The sequence below is a fragment of the Allohahella marinimesophila genome, assembly GCF_039538005.1.
In the GTDB taxonomy this organism is placed as follows: domain Bacteria; phylum Pseudomonadota; class Gammaproteobacteria; order Pseudomonadales; family Oleiphilaceae; genus Allohahella; species Allohahella marinimesophila.
Genome location: NZ_BAABBO010000001.1, coordinates 666,285 through 681,767 on the forward strand (window position 1 = coordinate 666,285; position 15,483 = coordinate 681,767).

Annotated in this window: 17 protein-coding genes; 12 read left to right on the plus strand and 5 right to left on the minus strand. The window is 57.6% G+C overall.

The genetic code is table 11. From position 1 onward, the window contains the following. Positions 1 to 54: 54 nt before the first annotated feature. Positions 55 to 372, plus strand: coding sequence for a pyrimidine/purine nucleoside phosphorylase (gene ppnP, locus ABD735_RS02935; protein ID WP_425548555.1), 318 nt, complete (start codon positions 55 to 57; stop codon positions 370 to 372). Between the two features lie 12 nt (positions 373 to 384). Here the strand turns inward: ppnP and ABD735_RS02940 are convergent, their stop codons facing one another. From ABD735_RS02940 to ABD735_RS02955, 4 genes are all read right to left on the minus strand, one after another. Next, positions 385 to 1,203 carry a hypothetical protein gene (locus ABD735_RS02940; protein ID WP_344803115.1) on the minus strand — a complete coding sequence of 273 codons (819 nt, stop codon included), beginning with the start codon at positions 1,201 to 1,203 and terminating at the stop codon, positions 385 to 387. Beyond that, positions 1,200 to 2,762, minus strand: a complete 1,563-nt coding sequence (locus tag ABD735_RS02945; RefSeq protein ID WP_344803117.1) for a hypothetical protein — start codon at positions 2,760 to 2,762, stop codon at positions 1,200 to 1,202. The genes ABD735_RS02940 and ABD735_RS02945 overlap by 4 nt, the downstream gene beginning before the upstream one ends. Next, positions 2,759 to 3,415 carry a hypothetical protein gene (locus tag ABD735_RS02950; RefSeq protein ID WP_344803119.1) on the minus strand — a complete coding sequence of 219 codons (657 nt, stop codon included), beginning with the start codon at positions 3,413 to 3,415 and terminating at the stop codon, positions 2,759 to 2,761. The genes ABD735_RS02945 and ABD735_RS02950 overlap by 4 nt, the downstream gene beginning before the upstream one ends. A gap of 171 nt (positions 3,416 to 3,586) precedes the next feature. Then, positions 3,587 to 3,928 (minus strand): SUI1 family translation initiation factor, encoded by a 342-nt coding sequence (locus tag ABD735_RS02955; RefSeq protein WP_344803784.1) that lies wholly within the window; start codon positions 3,926 to 3,928, stop codon positions 3,587 to 3,589. 72 nt (positions 3,929 to 4,000) lie between these two features. Between ABD735_RS02955 and ABD735_RS02960 the strand changes: the two genes are divergently transcribed. The 11 genes from ABD735_RS02960 (at position 4,001) to ABD735_RS03010 (ending at position 14,062) form a co-directional block, all read left to right on the plus strand. Next, positions 4,001 to 4,981: an urease accessory protein UreD gene (locus tag ABD735_RS02960; protein ID WP_344803121.1), complete on the plus strand. Its 981-nt coding sequence runs from the start codon at positions 4,001 to 4,003 to the stop codon at positions 4,979 to 4,981. A gap of 182 nt (positions 4,982 to 5,163) precedes the next feature. Next, the gene (gene ureA, locus ABD735_RS02965; RefSeq protein ID WP_344803123.1) at positions 5,164 to 5,466 is read left to right on the plus strand and encodes an urease subunit gamma; all 303 of its coding nucleotides are present in this window, start codon (positions 5,164 to 5,166) and stop codon (positions 5,464 to 5,466) included. A gap of 39 nt (positions 5,467 to 5,505) precedes the next feature. Further along, complete coding sequence (locus ABD735_RS02970; protein WP_344803125.1) at positions 5,506 to 5,811, plus strand: urease subunit beta; 306 nt, start codon at positions 5,506 to 5,508, stop codon at positions 5,809 to 5,811. Further along, positions 5,812 to 7,521 (plus strand): urease subunit alpha, encoded by a 1,710-nt coding sequence (gene ureC / locus ABD735_RS02975; protein WP_344803127.1) that lies wholly within the window; start codon positions 5,812 to 5,814, stop codon positions 7,519 to 7,521. 24 nt (positions 7,522 to 7,545) lie between these two features. Next, the gene (ureE, locus tag ABD735_RS02980) at positions 7,546 to 8,073 is read left to right on the plus strand and encodes an urease accessory protein UreE (RefSeq protein WP_344803129.1); all 528 of its coding nucleotides are present in this window, start codon (positions 7,546 to 7,548) and stop codon (positions 8,071 to 8,073) included. Further along, positions 8,070 to 8,849 (plus strand): urease accessory protein UreF, encoded by a 780-nt coding sequence (locus ABD735_RS02985; RefSeq protein ID WP_344803131.1) that lies wholly within the window; start codon positions 8,070 to 8,072, stop codon positions 8,847 to 8,849. The genes ureE and ABD735_RS02985 overlap by 4 nt, the downstream gene beginning before the upstream one ends. A 26-nt stretch (positions 8,850 to 8,875) precedes the next feature. Further along, a complete protein-coding gene (gene ureG, locus ABD735_RS02990) occupies positions 8,876 to 9,499 on the plus strand; it encodes an urease accessory protein UreG (RefSeq protein WP_344803133.1) in 624 nt (207 codons plus the stop codon). A gap of 16 nt (positions 9,500 to 9,515) precedes the next feature. Next, a complete protein-coding gene (locus ABD735_RS02995; protein ID WP_344803786.1) occupies positions 9,516 to 10,967 on the plus strand; it encodes a glutamate-cysteine ligase family protein in 1,452 nt (483 codons plus the stop codon). Beyond that, entirely contained in the window at positions 10,964 to 12,163 is a 1,200-nt protein-coding gene (locus tag ABD735_RS03000) for a M14 family metallopeptidase (RefSeq protein WP_344803135.1), read from the plus strand. The genes ABD735_RS02995 and ABD735_RS03000 overlap by 4 nt, the downstream gene beginning before the upstream one ends. Before the next feature lie 77 nt (positions 12,164 to 12,240). After that, the gene (locus ABD735_RS03005; RefSeq protein WP_344803137.1) at positions 12,241 to 12,828 is read left to right on the plus strand and encodes an outer membrane beta-barrel protein; all 588 of its coding nucleotides are present in this window, start codon (positions 12,241 to 12,243) and stop codon (positions 12,826 to 12,828) included. After that, entirely contained in the window at positions 12,818 to 14,062 is a 1,245-nt protein-coding gene (locus ABD735_RS03010; protein ID WP_344803139.1) for an Ig-like domain-containing protein, read from the plus strand. The genes ABD735_RS03005 and ABD735_RS03010 overlap by 11 nt, the downstream gene beginning before the upstream one ends. Positions 14,063 to 14,132: 70 nt before the next feature. Here the strand turns inward: ABD735_RS03010 and ABD735_RS03015 are convergent, their stop codons facing one another. Then, positions 14,133 to 15,452 (minus strand): saccharopine dehydrogenase family protein, encoded by a 1,320-nt coding sequence (locus tag ABD735_RS03015; protein ID WP_344803141.1) that lies wholly within the window; start codon positions 15,450 to 15,452, stop codon positions 14,133 to 14,135. Positions 15,453 to 15,483 lie beyond the last annotated feature (31 nt).

The window sequence follows — 15,483 nt, forward strand, 5'->3', positions numbered from 1 at the left end:
GCCAGCGCTCTGCTACATTCTCGCCGAAATATTCTCCACTCAGGAAAACCTGCAATGAGTCAGTTCGATAACGTCAGTGTGTTGAAGAAGGCCAGTGTGTATTTCGATGGCAAGGTCATCAGCCATACCATCCTGTTTGCAGGTGGTGAAAAGAAGACGCTCGGTGTGATGCTCCCCGGCGAATACAGGTTCGGCACTGAGCAGCGTGAAAACATGGCCATTCAATCGGGGCAGGTTGAAGTCCGAATGCCTGACGCGGCTGCGTGGGTGGCCTACAAAGCCGGAGAGTCCTTCGACGTCCCAGCCAATTCCTCGTTCAATATCAGGGTACTGGAAGTAACAGACTACTGCTGCGCCTACTTCGCCGACTAAACCAGAATACAATCAGGGTATCTGGGCAAGCAGTTCTGGCTGGCCCCAGCCGAGTAATCTGGCGTTCGATTTCTCAAGATAAGCCGTCCAGAACTGCCGCAGACTATCCAGCACTGGCCGGGTGCGGTAGACACCGTCTGGCGAGTAGGCTGCGCCGATGATATAGATCTCCGCCTCTCGCCAATTGCTCAAGGCCCCCGCTGAAGCCGTAGTCGTCAGCGCGGCTTCGACCTCGAGCTCTGCCAGCTCTCCATTCCTGTAGAAACTGGCGGTCGCCGAATTTTCCAGCATGTCTGAAACAAGCAATACCACCCGGCGTGGTGCTGTTGAAACGGCAATCACACTGTCACCAAACTCTGCCAGCGAGGCGGCCACTTCTGTTCGCGGTAAGCTGTCGTCAGCGCCATCCAGCGCGGTCTTGATGGCTTGATCGATACTGCGTCTGACCATTTTGCCCTGTCGTGCCATGCAACGGTCGAACTTGCGCAGCGAAGTCAGACTGGTGTGATAACGCGTGTCTTCGTCGAGCGGAACATCCGTGGCACCACTCAGCGGCATCGAGGCGTAGTGACTTTGCGCATACGCGCTGAACGTCAGCAGCGTGAAACGATCACCAGGCTGAAGAAAGCCATTCACTGTCGCATGGACGTGTCGCTTGAGCGCGACGTTGAGTTTCACAGTCTGGTCGATGATGACAATCAGTTCTCGGGCGCTGGCCTGAGCCTGTCTTGGCTTGTCCAGCACGGTGTAGCATGAGGGGAAATCATCGCGCGCATCTGCACTGACCTGTGCGCTGATCAGGAGCAGAAGACAAAGGCCGAGTCTGATCATGACCGGGGCCTGCCTTTTCGAAAAGCTGGTTCGCCCTGAAGCATGTTGAGCGCCGCTTCTTCGGATAGTCCGGCTGCTGAAAACTGTCGGGTGCGGTGCTTCAGCAAGGCAGATATCGTCCGTTCCCGACTCCAGCCGAAGCGTGACATCCATGAAAGAATTTCAGCCTCGTCCAGGTTATCGGACTGATTGGCGGCGTGCGCGGCCAGCCCTGGCGTCGAAACGATCTGCAAGCCACCTCGACTCCTGGTTTCGGTAGCCCTTGCGTCAGCAGCTTGGGTGGCTGGAGGTCGAGATCCACAATCATGTTCAAGCCATGACTGAAAAGTGCGTCCGCCAGTGTGCTGCAGCAAATCCAGCTTTTCGGGAGATACGCCCCGGGATTCAGCGCGATTCAGCATTCGGCTTTGCAGGTTTTCCAGTGCGGCCTGCGCTGACATCAGGACATCTGTCCGCTTTCGCTCGTGATAATCCAGGAATTGCTGCCGGGTTCTGAAGCGCCCAATCGTCGAGCGCGCTGTCGCCGCTTCACGGGCAGCGAAGCCGGTACGGTAACCCATGATAATGCTGAGAATCTGCAAAAATACGAAGATAACGGCCAGAACCAGAAATGTACCCCAGCCTGCTTTCAGATCGGCATGTCGACTGGCTTCATCAAGTTGCTGATCTATCGCTCGCTGCTCGGTTTCCAGCTCGGCCGGCACGTAGAGTTCGGTGTACAGGTCTGTCGATGGCGCAGCCAGGGACGGCCCAACCCGTTGCTGCTCCAGATTGTCCTGCTCGAGAACCTGGCCGCGAACATAGGTCGCTCCAATCGCGATGAGAATGACCATGATCACCGTAGCGATGGTGATCCGGTAGGTCGGAGTGATATCGGCGTTGGTCTGCAGCCGATTCAGCAGCTGACACCAGGCTGGTTCATGATTGTCGGCATCTTCATTGGCCAGCGACACCTGGGTATTGGGCTCGAGCTGTTCTTCACTGGCACCACTCTGGCGGAACCAGATGCGGATCTTTCTGACGAGATCGTTATGGTGCAGCTCATGGCCACTGTAATGCGTCATGTACACCAGCAGCACCGATACCAGGAGGGCGATGCCCACTGCGCCCTGTTGTTTCAGCGCTTCGCTGGCACCAGGCAGGGTGTAGCCAGCCAGCACGTAGGAAAAGCCAATAGCCTCGAGGAACACCATGATGGCAATGACAGACCATCCCGGTATGCTGAGGCGTTGACGCCCAAGCTCCTGGCATTTCCGCAGATAGCTGACGCTCTGATCGTAAGCGTTGACTCGTCGGTCCAGATCGATGGCATGAGCTCTGAACGCACGACAGAGCGCGTGTTCGGCGCGGAACCAGCCGCTTGCCGGGTCGTGACTCAACTGTCGTGACAGCCGGGCAGACAGACCAAGAACGGGGACATTGATACGTAGTTTCAACCAGAACAGTGCCATGGTGTCGCGGAAGCGAATAAGCGCCAATGCCACCAATAGACCGGTGAGAAGCGCTATCTCCACCATGAGGTCCTGAAAAACTGCTAGAAAGGCCCACGAGACATTCATTGCTGCCATTCCTTTGTGTTATCCGATATGAAGCGTCGAAGATCCAGTGTTTTGGTATAAAGCGTGCCAGCCTTTCTGAAATAGAGCCTGCTGGCTCTGGCGGCTGACTCTGACTTATTTGGCATCAGGATATCGAGGCAGTGCAGGCCGGCGTGTTGGTGAAAGAAGCCCGTCAACAGAAGACCCTTGGAGGTGTTCACTGCGATCAGGTTCAGAAGGTTTTCCCGCAACAGGGCAGTGCCAGAAGCATCGTATATGGTAAGGCTGGGCTGCCCAACCGTCGCCAGGCTGCCTCGAAGCACACGTAGATCCCGAATCGCATAGAGCTGATCATCACTGCGACCCATCCAGACGCTCCCATTCAGCCCGGGCCAGTAGTTCGACAAGGATGGTTCGAACAGTTCAGGGAAAGACAGGGCTGGAAAAGATGGGCCGGCGACTGGCCACCTGTTTTGATAGCATGGTGGTATGAGTGCTGCTGCGTCGGCACCAGACTTGAGACTTCGCTCAGGGCCAAGCGCCTGGCCATTGAGCACGGGCAGTGCCATGTCAGTTCTGTCGACTGGCGTTTCGACGGTAGCGTCGAACAGTAAATCGTCGGCAAGACTGTACTGGCTGCCAAGCATGACCAGCGCAAGCGTAAGCGCTTTCACGCGGCTGCTCGTCGAAGTATGGAGCCGCTGCTCTGAATATGGTTCACTGCCGGCGCCTGATTATTGACCAGCGCTCACTATACAGTGAAGCGTCGTAGTGGCGAGCGGGCGGGAACCTAATTTTGCAATTGTTTACAATTCCGCCAGTGTCACGACGCTGGTGAGCTTGAGCTAGCGAACTTTGACGCGATAACCGAGGGCTTCAAGGAGGGGTGAAAGCTTGCTGCGCTGGTCGCCCTGCATCTCTATTGTCCAGTCCTTGACGCTACCCCCAACACCACACTGCTTCTTCATCTGCTTGGACAGTGTGTCCAGGCCCGGCTTATCCAGTCCCAGGCCTTGCACGAGCGTGACGCCTTTGCCCTTGCGACCTTTGGTATCCAGAGAGATGAGGACCACCTCCGCGGCGGGCGGTGTCGCCTCACCACAGATGCATTGTTCCTGAGGCTGTTCGCAATCTGGACACATACGGCCCTGATCAGTGCTGTAAACCAATCTTGAATTTTTTGACATCACTTACTTTTCTGACGACTATCGGAGCGCTGATTCTAGCAAAGGACTGTCTGTAGTGCTTGAGGAAAAGTGATGATGAATGGTGGTCTCGCATTATCGAAGACTGACAGCAGTTCAGCAAGGCCGCTGGGGCAACCAGAGGTCGCCGAGCGGAGCTGGCTGGCCGAACTGCACCTGCGCTATCGCCCCGATCGCAGTGGCCTGAAGACAGTGGCCGATCTGCTCTCGGTGTCTGGTCCCCTCAAGGTGCAGCGCGGCTTTTATCCAGAAATTCGATCAGCGGACTGTCGTGGCGGTACGTCTGTCTGCCACAGCTATCTCTTACATCCACCAGGTGGCGTCGTTAGTGGCGACAGGCTGGCGATCGATGTCAGTGTCGAAACAGGCGCCCGTGCGCTGTTGACGACCACTTCAGCTACGCGGATTTATCGGGTGGATGAGCGGCGAGTGCCGCAGCGACAGAAGCTGAGATTCGAAGTCGCTGCCGAGGGCTCTCTGGAATGGCTTCCTCTGGAAAACATCTTCTTCACGGGGAGTCGAGCCGAATTCGATACCGATATCATTCTTCATCACCGAGCTGGGCTGTTTTACCGGGAAGTTACCTGTCTTGGCCGTCCGGCGAGTGGCGTCCACTTTCACGAGTCTCCCGACAGCGCCCTGCGACAGAATCTGCGTCTCCTGACTGCCGATGGCCGGCCGATTCATGAGGAGCGCATAAGGCTTCACGCAGGCAATATGCGTAACCGGGCGCAGATGGGCGATTTCAGCGTTACGGGAAGCCTTCTGGTTCACGGCTTTGCCGATGAGCATCTCGATGCCTTCAGCGGCGCGGTGCGTGCCAGTCTTCTGGATGATTTGCGAGACGACATCAGTGCTGCCTTTCCGCAGTCCTCGGGCTGCCTGGCGTTGACCACTAAGCCGGGCCTGCTCATCGGTCGCTATCTCGGCCATGAGAGCGGCGAAGCTACAGCCTTTTTCGACTTGTTGTGGCGGCGGCTTCGGCCTGCCGTGCTTGGACGCGTGGCCACGGCTCCCCGTATCTGGGCCACCTGACTCTGCGCGCACCAAAAAGAGGCTGTCGCACCATTTAAGCGCATGAATGCTATCGATTTTGAACCATATTGATGCCGCTTTGGGTGGCGGCGTGATTGTCTCTGGTCAGCTTCTTCAAGCCTTGCTAATGTTGGCTTTTTCCAGCCCGACACAGGGCCGACACCTGAATCAGGAAGTCCTTCATGGATCTGAGTCCCAGAGAAAAAGACAAGCTGCTGATCTTCACGGCTGCGTTGCTGGCGGAGCGACGCAAGGCGAGGGGGCTGAAACTGAATTATCCGGAGGCCATCGCCTACCTGAGCGCGGCCATCATGGAGGGCGCACGAGATGGCAGGACCGTAGCGGAGCTGATGAGCTACGGCCAGACCCTGCTGAGCGTCGACGATGTGATGGAAGGTATTGCCGACATGATCCATGACGTGCAGGTAGAGGCCACCTTTCCCGACGGCACGAAACTGGTGACCGTGCATGATCCCATTCGCTAGTTTGACCTCTTTGAATTTCACCCTGCGAAGGAGCTTGCCATGATACCCGGAGAGTACCGACTTGCCGAAGGCGATATCGTTCTGAACGAAGGCCGCCGCACTTGTACAGTCAGTGTCGTCAATCATGGTGATCGACCGGTGCAGGTCGGATCGCACTATCACTTCTTTGAAGCCAACCCGGCGCTGGACTTCGATCGTGCGAAGGCACGTGGGATGCGACCAAATCTGCCTGCCGGGACTGCCATTCGCTTCGAGCCTGGGCAGCGACGTGACATCGAACTGGTTGAGTATGCAGGCAAGCGAGAAATCTACGGCTTCCGCGGCGACATCATGGGAGCACTGTAGATGGCTCGTTCAATAGCAAGACAAACCTATGCCGAAATGTTCGGTCCGACTACTGGCGACTGTGTCCGACTGGCAGACACAGAACTCTGGGCCAAAGTTGAAAAGGATTTCACCATATATGGCGATGAAGTCAAATTTGGTGGTGGTAAGGTCATCCGTGATGGACAGGGTCAGAGTCAGCTCACCAGCAGGCATGTGGCAGATACGGTGATCACCAATGCTCTCATCATTGATCACTGGGGCATCGTCAAGGCGGACATCGGTATCAAGGATGGCCGGATCAGCGCTATTGGCAAAGCCGGTAACCCGGATACACAGGCGGGCGTCACCATTGCGATTGGCGCTGGTACCGAGATTATTGCCGGAGAAGGGCAGATCGTCACCGCTGGTGCGATTGACGCGCATATCCACTTCATTTGCCCGCAGCAGATCGAAGAAGCGCTCATGTCTGGCATCACGACGATGTTGGGGGGCGGAACGGGTCCAGCCACAGGGACCAAGGCCACCACCTGCACACCCGGGCCCTGGCATATAGGCAAGATGCTGCAGGCGGCTGAGGCCTTCCCGATGAATTTCGGCTTTCTCGGCAAGGGTAACGCGAGCTTGCCAGACCCGCTGGTAGAACAACTGCAAGCGGGTGCCTGTGGTCTCAAATTACATGAGGACTGGGGGACAACGCCGGCATCGATTGACAACTGCCTGCACGTCGCTGAGCAATATGATGTTCAGGTGGCCATTCATACCGATACGCTCAACGAATCCGGCTTTGTCGAGGATACGATCAAGGCCATTGGCGATCGCTGCATTCACACCTATCACACTGAAGGAGCGGGGGGCGGCCACGCACCAGATATCATCAAAATCGCAGGCCTGGCAAATATTCTGCCGTCATCGACGAACCCGACCCGTCCTTATACCGTCAACACTGTCGATGAGCATCTCGACATGCTGATGGTTTGCCACCATCTGGACCCGTCCATCCCGGAAGACGTCGCCTTTGCGGACTCGCGGATCCGCAAGGAAACCATTGCAGCCGAAGACATTCTTCACGATCTCGGCGTATTTTCCATGATTTCTTCGGATTCGCAGGCCATGGGTCGAGTCGGCGAGGTCATCAGCCGCACCTGGCAGACGGCTCACAAAATGAAGGTTCAGCGTGGCGAGTTGCCAGGCGACGAGGGTACTGGCGCTGACAATTTGCGCATTAGACGCTACATCGCCAAATACACCATCAATCCTGCCATCACTCATGGCATTGCCCATGAAGTCGGTTCGATCGAGGTCGGCAAGCTGGCCGATCTCTGTATCTGGCGCCCGGCTTTCTTCGGTGTGAAGCCGAGTCTCATCATCAAGGGCGGCATGATCGCAGCCGCTGCGATGGGCGATCCCAATGCTTCGATTCCTACGCCACAGCCAGTGCATTATCGACCGATGTTCGGTAGTTATGGTGGAGCGGTGGCAGCTACTTCGCTCACCTTTGTCAGTCAGCTCGCCCTTGAATCGGATATCGCGCAACGACTGAAGCTGAACAAGACGCTATCGGCCTGTAGAGGCGTCCGCCAGGTGCGCAAGTCTGACATGATACTCAACGGCGCAACGCCGCATATCGAGGTTGATGCCCAGACCTATGAAGTGAGAGCCGACGGCGAACTGCTGACCTGCGAACCGGCAAGCGAACTACCGCTGGCTCAGCGATATTTTCTTTTCTAGCCAGTGCGCAACGAGAGCAGTAGCATGAGAACACTTCGACAGATTCACGACCTCCGGCCAGCCGCCGACACTTTGCAGCTGGACTTCGATCAGCGCCAGAAATGCCGCCTCAGGGCCGTCACTGACGCTGGGGTCGAGGTCGGTCTGTTTACGGAGCGAGGCACTGTATTGGCAGGCGGCGAACGCTTCGCCGACGATGATGGCCTCGTGATCGAGGTGATCGCCAGGCCAGAGCAGGTCATTGAGGCCTCCACCACGAATATGCATCTGTTGGCGCGTTGCTGCTATCACCTCGGTAACCGTCATGTGCCCCTGCAGGTCGGCCATGGCTGGTTGCGGCTGGCACCAGACCATGTGCTGCGAGAAATGGTGGAACGCCTCGGCCTGTCCACTGCGCTGGTGGAAATGCCTTTCCACCCGGAGTCGGGCGCCTATAGCGCGCACGCCGCGGCTGATGGGCACGCTCACCATGCCCACGATCATAACCACGACCACGACCACGACCACGACCACGACCATGGCCATGACCTGCCTGGTGATTCAGTACGGTGACTGCGCGATTTGCCATGATGTACCTCGCCAGTCCGGCCTTACCGGTTGGTGGCTTCGCCTGGTCGCAGGGGCTTGAAAGTGCGATCGAGTTAGGCTGGGTTAAGGACCGGCAGACTCTGGCAGATTGGCTCTCGGCAACGCTCGAGGATGGAATCGCTCAACTCGATCTGCCGGCAATTCACCTGGCGACTGCCATCATGCTCACCCACGAAGTCAGTGGCGATGGGGAGGCCGGGAACGAGACCAGATCCGCGCACCTGCATAGGCTTCTTCGTGCCTGTAGTGGAGAGTTATCGACGCTGTCCCAGCGAATACTGGCTTTCCGTGAGACCAGTGAGTTGCTGGCGGAAGATCGTCAGCTTGCGGCCACTATGGCGCGTCTGCTCAGCCAGAATCCCGAGGGTCCACAGTCCGGCAGCCTTTCTGATCTCTCCGAACCGAGAGAAGCCCGAGCAGGCCTGGCAAGCGACATTGCGGACTTCGCCTGGCCTCTCGTATTCGCGTTAGGTGGTCGGCTGTGGAAGATGTCCGCTGAGGAGTGCGCCAGTGCCTTTGTATGGAGCTGGCTGGAGAACCAGGTAAGCGCTGCCCAGAAAACGATACCGCTTGGACAGACGGATGCACAGTCGGTGCTGCAGTACTTCTTGCCGCGACTGGATGCCCTCGTTACCCGCAGTGCCGCGATCGGGGTTGATGATATCGGCAGCGGCCTGCCTGGCATGGCCATCGCCAGCATGCTGCATGAGACACAATATGCCAGGCTGTTCAGAAGCTGAGCCTGGCCCTAACGGAGACTACTATCATGACAACATCCTGCCTAAGAGTCGGCGTCGGCGGACCGGTCGGATCAGGCAAGACGGCACTTGTGAAGCAGCTGTGTCTGGCCATGCGCGATCGTTACAACCTCGCTGTCGTCACCAACGATATCTATACGAGGGAAGATGCGGAATTTCTGCTGCGTTACGAAGCTCTGCCAAGCGATCGCATACTGGGCGTCGAGACGGGTGGGTGTCCACACACGGCTATCAGGGAGGACGCCTCGATGAATCTTGCGGCGGTAGAATCACTGCAGGCTCGGCATCCCGGGCTTGAGCTTGTCTTTGTTGAAAGCGGCGGTGATAACCTGAGCGCCACCTTCAGTCCTGAGCTTTCGGATCTGACGATCTATGTCATCGACGTCTGTGCCGGCGACAAGATTCCGCGGAAGGGCGGGCCCGGTATTACCAAGTCTGATTTGTTGGTCATCAACAAAACGGAGCTGGCGCCGCACGTCGGTGCGTCGCTCGAAGTCATGGAGCGCGATACCTTACGCGTGCGCGGAAGCAAACCATTTGTTTTTGCCAACGTACTCAAAGATGACGGTGTTGCTGAAATCGTTGATTTCATCGTACACCACGGTATGTTGGAGAAACGACAGGCGGGGTAACTGACTGGGCCAGTCAATAGACCGGACAAGCTTTGCAGCGGAAGACTATGAACGCTTTCGGGCGCAGCTGCTGGATGATCTGAGCGAATTCAGAGCCATTCTCGATCGACCGCATTTTGGTAAGGGGCCGGCAAGTTTTGGTGCCGAAGTCGAACTGTATCTCGTGGATCGGGATGCTAACGTTGTTTACGCCAACGAAGCCGTTCGCAAGGCTGCTGGCGACGATCGGCTCACGCTTGAACTCAATCGCTTCAATCTCGAATTCAACCTCGATCCTGTGCCGGCCAGGGGTAGCCCCTTCGCCAGTATCGAGAAGACGCTGCAGGACACCCTGCTCAAGCTCGATCAGGCAGCGGCTGCTTCGGGCGCTGGTATCGTTCCCATTGGTATTCTGCCGACGCTGACCACCAGCCAGCTCGGCGCCCATGCGATGACCGACCTGCCACGCTATCATGCGCTCGCCAGTGCGCTCAGACATCGGCGTGGTGAGGACTTCGCCATCCGTATCCAGGGACTCGAAACCCTCGATATGCGCTGGGGGGATGTGACGCTCGAAGGCGCGAATACCTCTTTTCAGTTTCATTACCGCGTCGACCCAGCGGACTTTCGTGATGTCTGGAATACGGCCTCACTGCTGACACCGCTGATGACCGCACTCGCAGCAAACTCGCCTCTGCTATTTGGCAGGCGGCTGTGGCAGGAAACCAGAATTCCCCTGTTTGAACAGTCCGTCGACAGTCGCGTGGCCCATACCTTTCGTGCACGCCTGCCGCCCCGGGTAGGCTTCGGCAACGGCTGGCTCCGCGAGGGCATTCATGAGCTCTTCGTGGAGGGCGCCTATCTGTTTCCACCACTGATGCCTGTGATGCCCGAGGCGACGGCACCGGGCGAGCTTGGCGCGATGCGATTGCATCAGGGATCGATATGGTCCTGGAACAGACCAATATATGACCCGGCTGACGGGGGGCACATCAGAATCGAATTACGGGCGCTGCCGGCGGGGCCGACCTGTGCCGACATGTGCGCCAACGCGGCAGTCTTCATTGGCCTCATCGAAGCCATGAAGCCCTACATCAACACCATTATCCCCGGCTTGCCTTTCCGCTATGCTACAGAGAACTTCTACAATGCGGCTCATCATGGACTCGAAGCCATCATGCTGTGGCCTGACATCGACAGCAGCACACTGAGGGAACGCACCGTTGCCGATATCCTCGGGGAGTTGCTGCCCATGGTACCAGTCGGCCTGAGTGGTCTTGGCGTATCCGCCAGCGATATTGACAGAGCGGTCAGCATTGCCGCTGATACCCTTGGCAGTCGTCAGAACGGCAGTCGATGGCTGCTGGACAATCTGGCCAGACTGACTGCTGATGGCAGCGACAAGCAGGCTGCGCTCCGAACGCTCGTCAACCAGTACCGCCAGCGCGCGCTCAGCAATACACCAGTATCCCAATGGGAGCGCCTGTGAAAACGCCTTCGCCACTGCCAGAACTATCGTTGGCAGACGTTCGAAGCCTGGTGAAGGCGGCGAGTCGGCAGAGTGCCAGGGTCGAGGCTGAAACCGGTAATGGTGTGGATGCATCGCTGCAACGAGAGCGAGCGCTTGCGGCCGCCTTCTTGAACCTGCTGCCCGGACCCTGTCTCCTGCATCTGAACGCTGACCCCAGTAAAGTGCAGGCGCGGGACGACAGGCCATCCCGTCGGCTGGTCATCACGCTGCTTCACGGCAATGAGCCCTCCGGTCTTCTCGCGCTGTTGCGCCTGGTGCAGGCGGAGCTGGAGCCGCATGGCATCGTCGCCTGCATCGTTGCCAATCCTTCAGCCGCGCTGCACGGGCAAGCTTTTCGGCATCGCTTTATCCCAGGGCATAGCGATCTGAACCGTTGTTTCTTCAACCGTCCGGAGCCATCTGGCATGGCAGGGCCAGAAGAAGATGTCGACGCGGCTCTGGCGTCATCGATTCTGGCCTGTATCAGAGATTTTCAGCCCGAAAGCCTGATCGATATCCATAATACTTCAGGCAAGGGGCCTGCCTTTGCGGTCTCTATACGTGATGATGCCTGCCACCGAGCGCTCACGGCCCTCTGGACCTGCGACATGATCGTTACAGATTTGCGGCTTGGTGCATTGATGGAACTGAGCGAGCGCTCGGTGCCGACTGTGACCATAGAGTGTGGCGGGGCGGGTGACAGTAACGCTGTCCTTATCGCCTATGAGGGCCTGCGGCGATTTTGCCAGCTGCCCGGACAGCGCGCGCTGGAACCGGAAGCCGGTGCCGAGCAGGCCATGCAGACCAGGGTGTTTCGTAATCCGATGCGGCTGCAACTCGATGCATCTACCAGCATTGCTTACGCCGATGCGGCAGCCTACCATCAGAATGAAGAGGTCGCTCTCGAACTCGGCAAGGATATCGTGCTGGCAGACGACGCTGACGCACTGAATTTTGGTGCTGTCGGGCCGGACACGGTGATCGCGAGAATGCAGCCGGAGGCTTTCGCAAAACTTTCGGTAAAAAGTCATATTGGGGTGGCGAACGTCACAGACTATTTCGAGCTTCGGCGTTACGATCTGGTCACGAAGCACAGTACTCGCTTTTTTATGATGACAACGCGCGCAGACATAGCCCTCAGTGACTGTCTCTGCTATTTCATAGCCAACGAATGAGCCGAAAGCATGGTTGACCGCTGCTGCCCAGACAGGTACAACTCGTGAAAATTTTGCGCCTCCAAGAGATTGTCAGTTTGAAACATCGTTTTATCAGGTTTTTATCCATTGCGCGTCCTGCGCTGTTGCTACTGTCCGCAGGCTTCCTTGGATTTACTGCGTCTGCTCACGCCATCGATGAGATCGATACTCCGGATTTCGAGCGAGGCCCTTATGCTGGGCTCAGCGCCGGTATGCTCTTCGTCGATGCCGGTGGAGAAAAGTTCAGCCCTGCCGTGCTGCAGGCCGATTTTGGCTATCGCATCAGCGAGCTGTTGACCACTGAGCTGACGGCCGGTGCCGGTGTCTATGACGACGATAGTGACGACGCCGAGATGTCGGTCGAATTCGCAGGTGGCGCCCACATGTTCGTTGGCGGCGCTTTCAGCGGGCGCACCAGTATTGCATTGGGGCTTGGCTATACCTTCTATGAGCTTGATACCCAGGCGGGTGCCAGCGGTGAGCCGGGCTCCCAGGATTATCGTGGCCCGAGTCTGCAGTTTCGGCTGGAGGAGCGACTCAAGTCCATGCCGTCGGTCATTCTCCGAGGCGGGTACCAGCATGTGTTTCTTGACGGTGACGTCACGATAAAGGCCGCGATTCTGGGAGCGGTTTATGAATTCTAGACTATGCAGGCGCCTGGGCCTGGCAATCTTCACAGCCCTTGCGATCAGTGCCTGCTCCGGCGAAGACGAAAGTGAATCTCTCGAACGCGCAGTAGTGATCGCTCGTGAGAATGTGGCCAGCATTGCCGTGCAGTCGGCGAACGACAAGAGAATCTTTGCGCCTGGTGAGAACTGGGATTTTTCGGTGGTGGCTACCAGGGCCGATGGCACTACTTTCGATGCAACCAGCCGTGTCGATTGGCGCAGCAGTGATACCTCGGTCGCACGAATTAACGGTGGACAATTCAACGCTGGTGCGGTGACTGGCGTATCGCCAGTCATTATCAGCGCCGACTGGGCCCAGTTCAGTGCCAGCCTGGAAGTGAATGTCAGCGACGCGGCGCTCGTCAGCATCACTACTTCGCTGGCGTCGCAGGACCCGGTGAACGAGTGCCTGCCGACGAGTGCGTCGGCTGTCGGCAACTATAGTGACGGCACCGTAAGACCTCTCAACGGCCTCGGCTGGACTTCCACAGCGCCAGACATCGCCAGGATCGATGACAGTGGCAATATTCTCACGCTGAACGCAGGCGCCAGCGATATTACTGCTTCGCTCGGTGGCGTAGTGTCTCAGCCCGCGCCACTCAATGTCAGCGATACACTGTCCGGAATAACGGTATCAGGCGAAGATGGCGGCACTGGCTCCACCACTGTTCAGGTGGGTGGCGCGGCGAGCCTCGCGGCTACCGGTATCTATTCGAACGGTACGCCCGCGCAGACAATCACGCCGGCGGTCAACTGGAGTAGTGCCAATGATGCAGCGGTCAGGGTCGACGCAGCAGGGCGTCTGAGCGGCGTAGCACCGGGCAGTGCTGAAATTACAGCTAGTTGTGGTGGTCTCGACGGTACTATTTCAGCCAATGCCATTGGCATCAACGATATCGTGATCGTCAATCCCCGCACGGGGAATCTGGTGGCGGGTGATCGTGTCGAGCTTGAACTCTATGGTGTGCTGTCGAATGGCGAGCGTGGCACAGTGGACTTTGCCGACGGCGACGAGCGAGATGAGATTACCTGGCAGATTCCCCGCGATGAGGGAGATACCATTGCGACAATCGACGGTGACGGCTTCCTGGAAATCAATACGCTGACCAATATCGTGTCGCTGACGACAGTCAGAGTCAATGCGCAGTATATTCAGGGCACTCAGACCTTCAATACCAGTCTGCTGATTCAGGTTGGCCCAACCCGCTAGCCTAGCTAACGGGCGGAATGAGGCAGGCTGATGCGCGATGGCGCCAGCCTGTCCTGCTCAGTTCGATGCATCAGGCATCGAGTTCCTCGAAAGTCATCCCGGCACTTTTCGTCAGACGTTCGATGAGGACGGTACCCATGGCCGTCGACGGTGTCCAGAAACCACCCTTGAGTGCGCTCACATCCTGTGCCAGACAGATCGCTGCCTGCGACATCATTCTCGCCGTACAGCCATAGCCGGGATCGCGTTCGCCAGTGACCTTGATGCTGATCTTCGCGCCACCTTTGGTCTTGCCCTTGAATCGGAGGTCGAAGTAGCCAGCGTTGCGGGAAGCCTTGTCCGGGCCTTCGCCAGGCTTTGGCACAAGAAAGGTTTCGATCGCCCAGCGGGTTGGCTTGATCGCTGAGCCTACCATGAACGCGGCGGTGGCGCCGGCCACTGCGTAGGCTGCAAGACGACCTTTGACGCCGCGTCCGGTGAGCGTGGCCTCGCTGTACGTGAAGTCCTTGCCGTATTCGGCCTGCTTGAGACCATTGCTGCGGTGCACGACTCGAGTATTGATGGCCGCCATGATGAAGGGCGCGGTCCATGACCGGAAATCTGCATCGTAGCGAGGCGTGTTGGCATCCGGCTGCCGGGTGTCCGGATGATGACTGTCAGGACAGAGCAGATAAGGATTACTCAACTGCTTGCGCAGCTCAGAATCGTTCTTCGCCTCCTTGATCAAGTTCATCAAGCTGGCCACAGTTCCGCCCGAGAACTCACCCTTGGCGCCCTTGACCCGCATGCTGACGTGGTTACAAGGCTCGCCGAACCGCTCCATCGCTGCTTGCTGAAGAAAGTGTACACCCAGATCGGATGGAATCGAGTCGAAGCCGCAGCAATGCACGATGCGTGCGCCAGAAGCCTTGGCATCGGGCTCATAACGGTCAATCATCTCTTTGATCCACTGTACTTCGCCGGCAAGATCGCAGTAGTCAGTGCCAGTCTTGGCGCAGATACGCACCAGGGGTTCGCCATAGAGCGCATAAGGACCGACCGTAGTGAGTACCACCTTGGTCTGCGCGCACATGTTCGCCAGCGAGGCTGTATCGTTGGCGTCTGCAATGATCAGAGGCAAGCTGGCAGCCGTGGGCCCGAGCTTGCTGCGCATCTCGCGTAACTTGTTGCGTGATCGACCGGCAGCAGCCCACTTGAGGTTTTGTCCGACACCATAGGTTTCGAGCAGGTATTCGGCGACCAGTTCGCCCACGAAGCTGGTCGCGCCAAAAATGATGAGATCGTATTGCGGCGTTGTTTCGGGGGGCTTGGCCGGTTTTTTTGCCATTTTGTTGGCCGGGGCAGAAGGCTTGGCGGCTTTGCTGGCTGGGCTGTTCTTCTTTGCTGTCATGTAGTGTCCTTTTTATGAGTACGAATGCAAT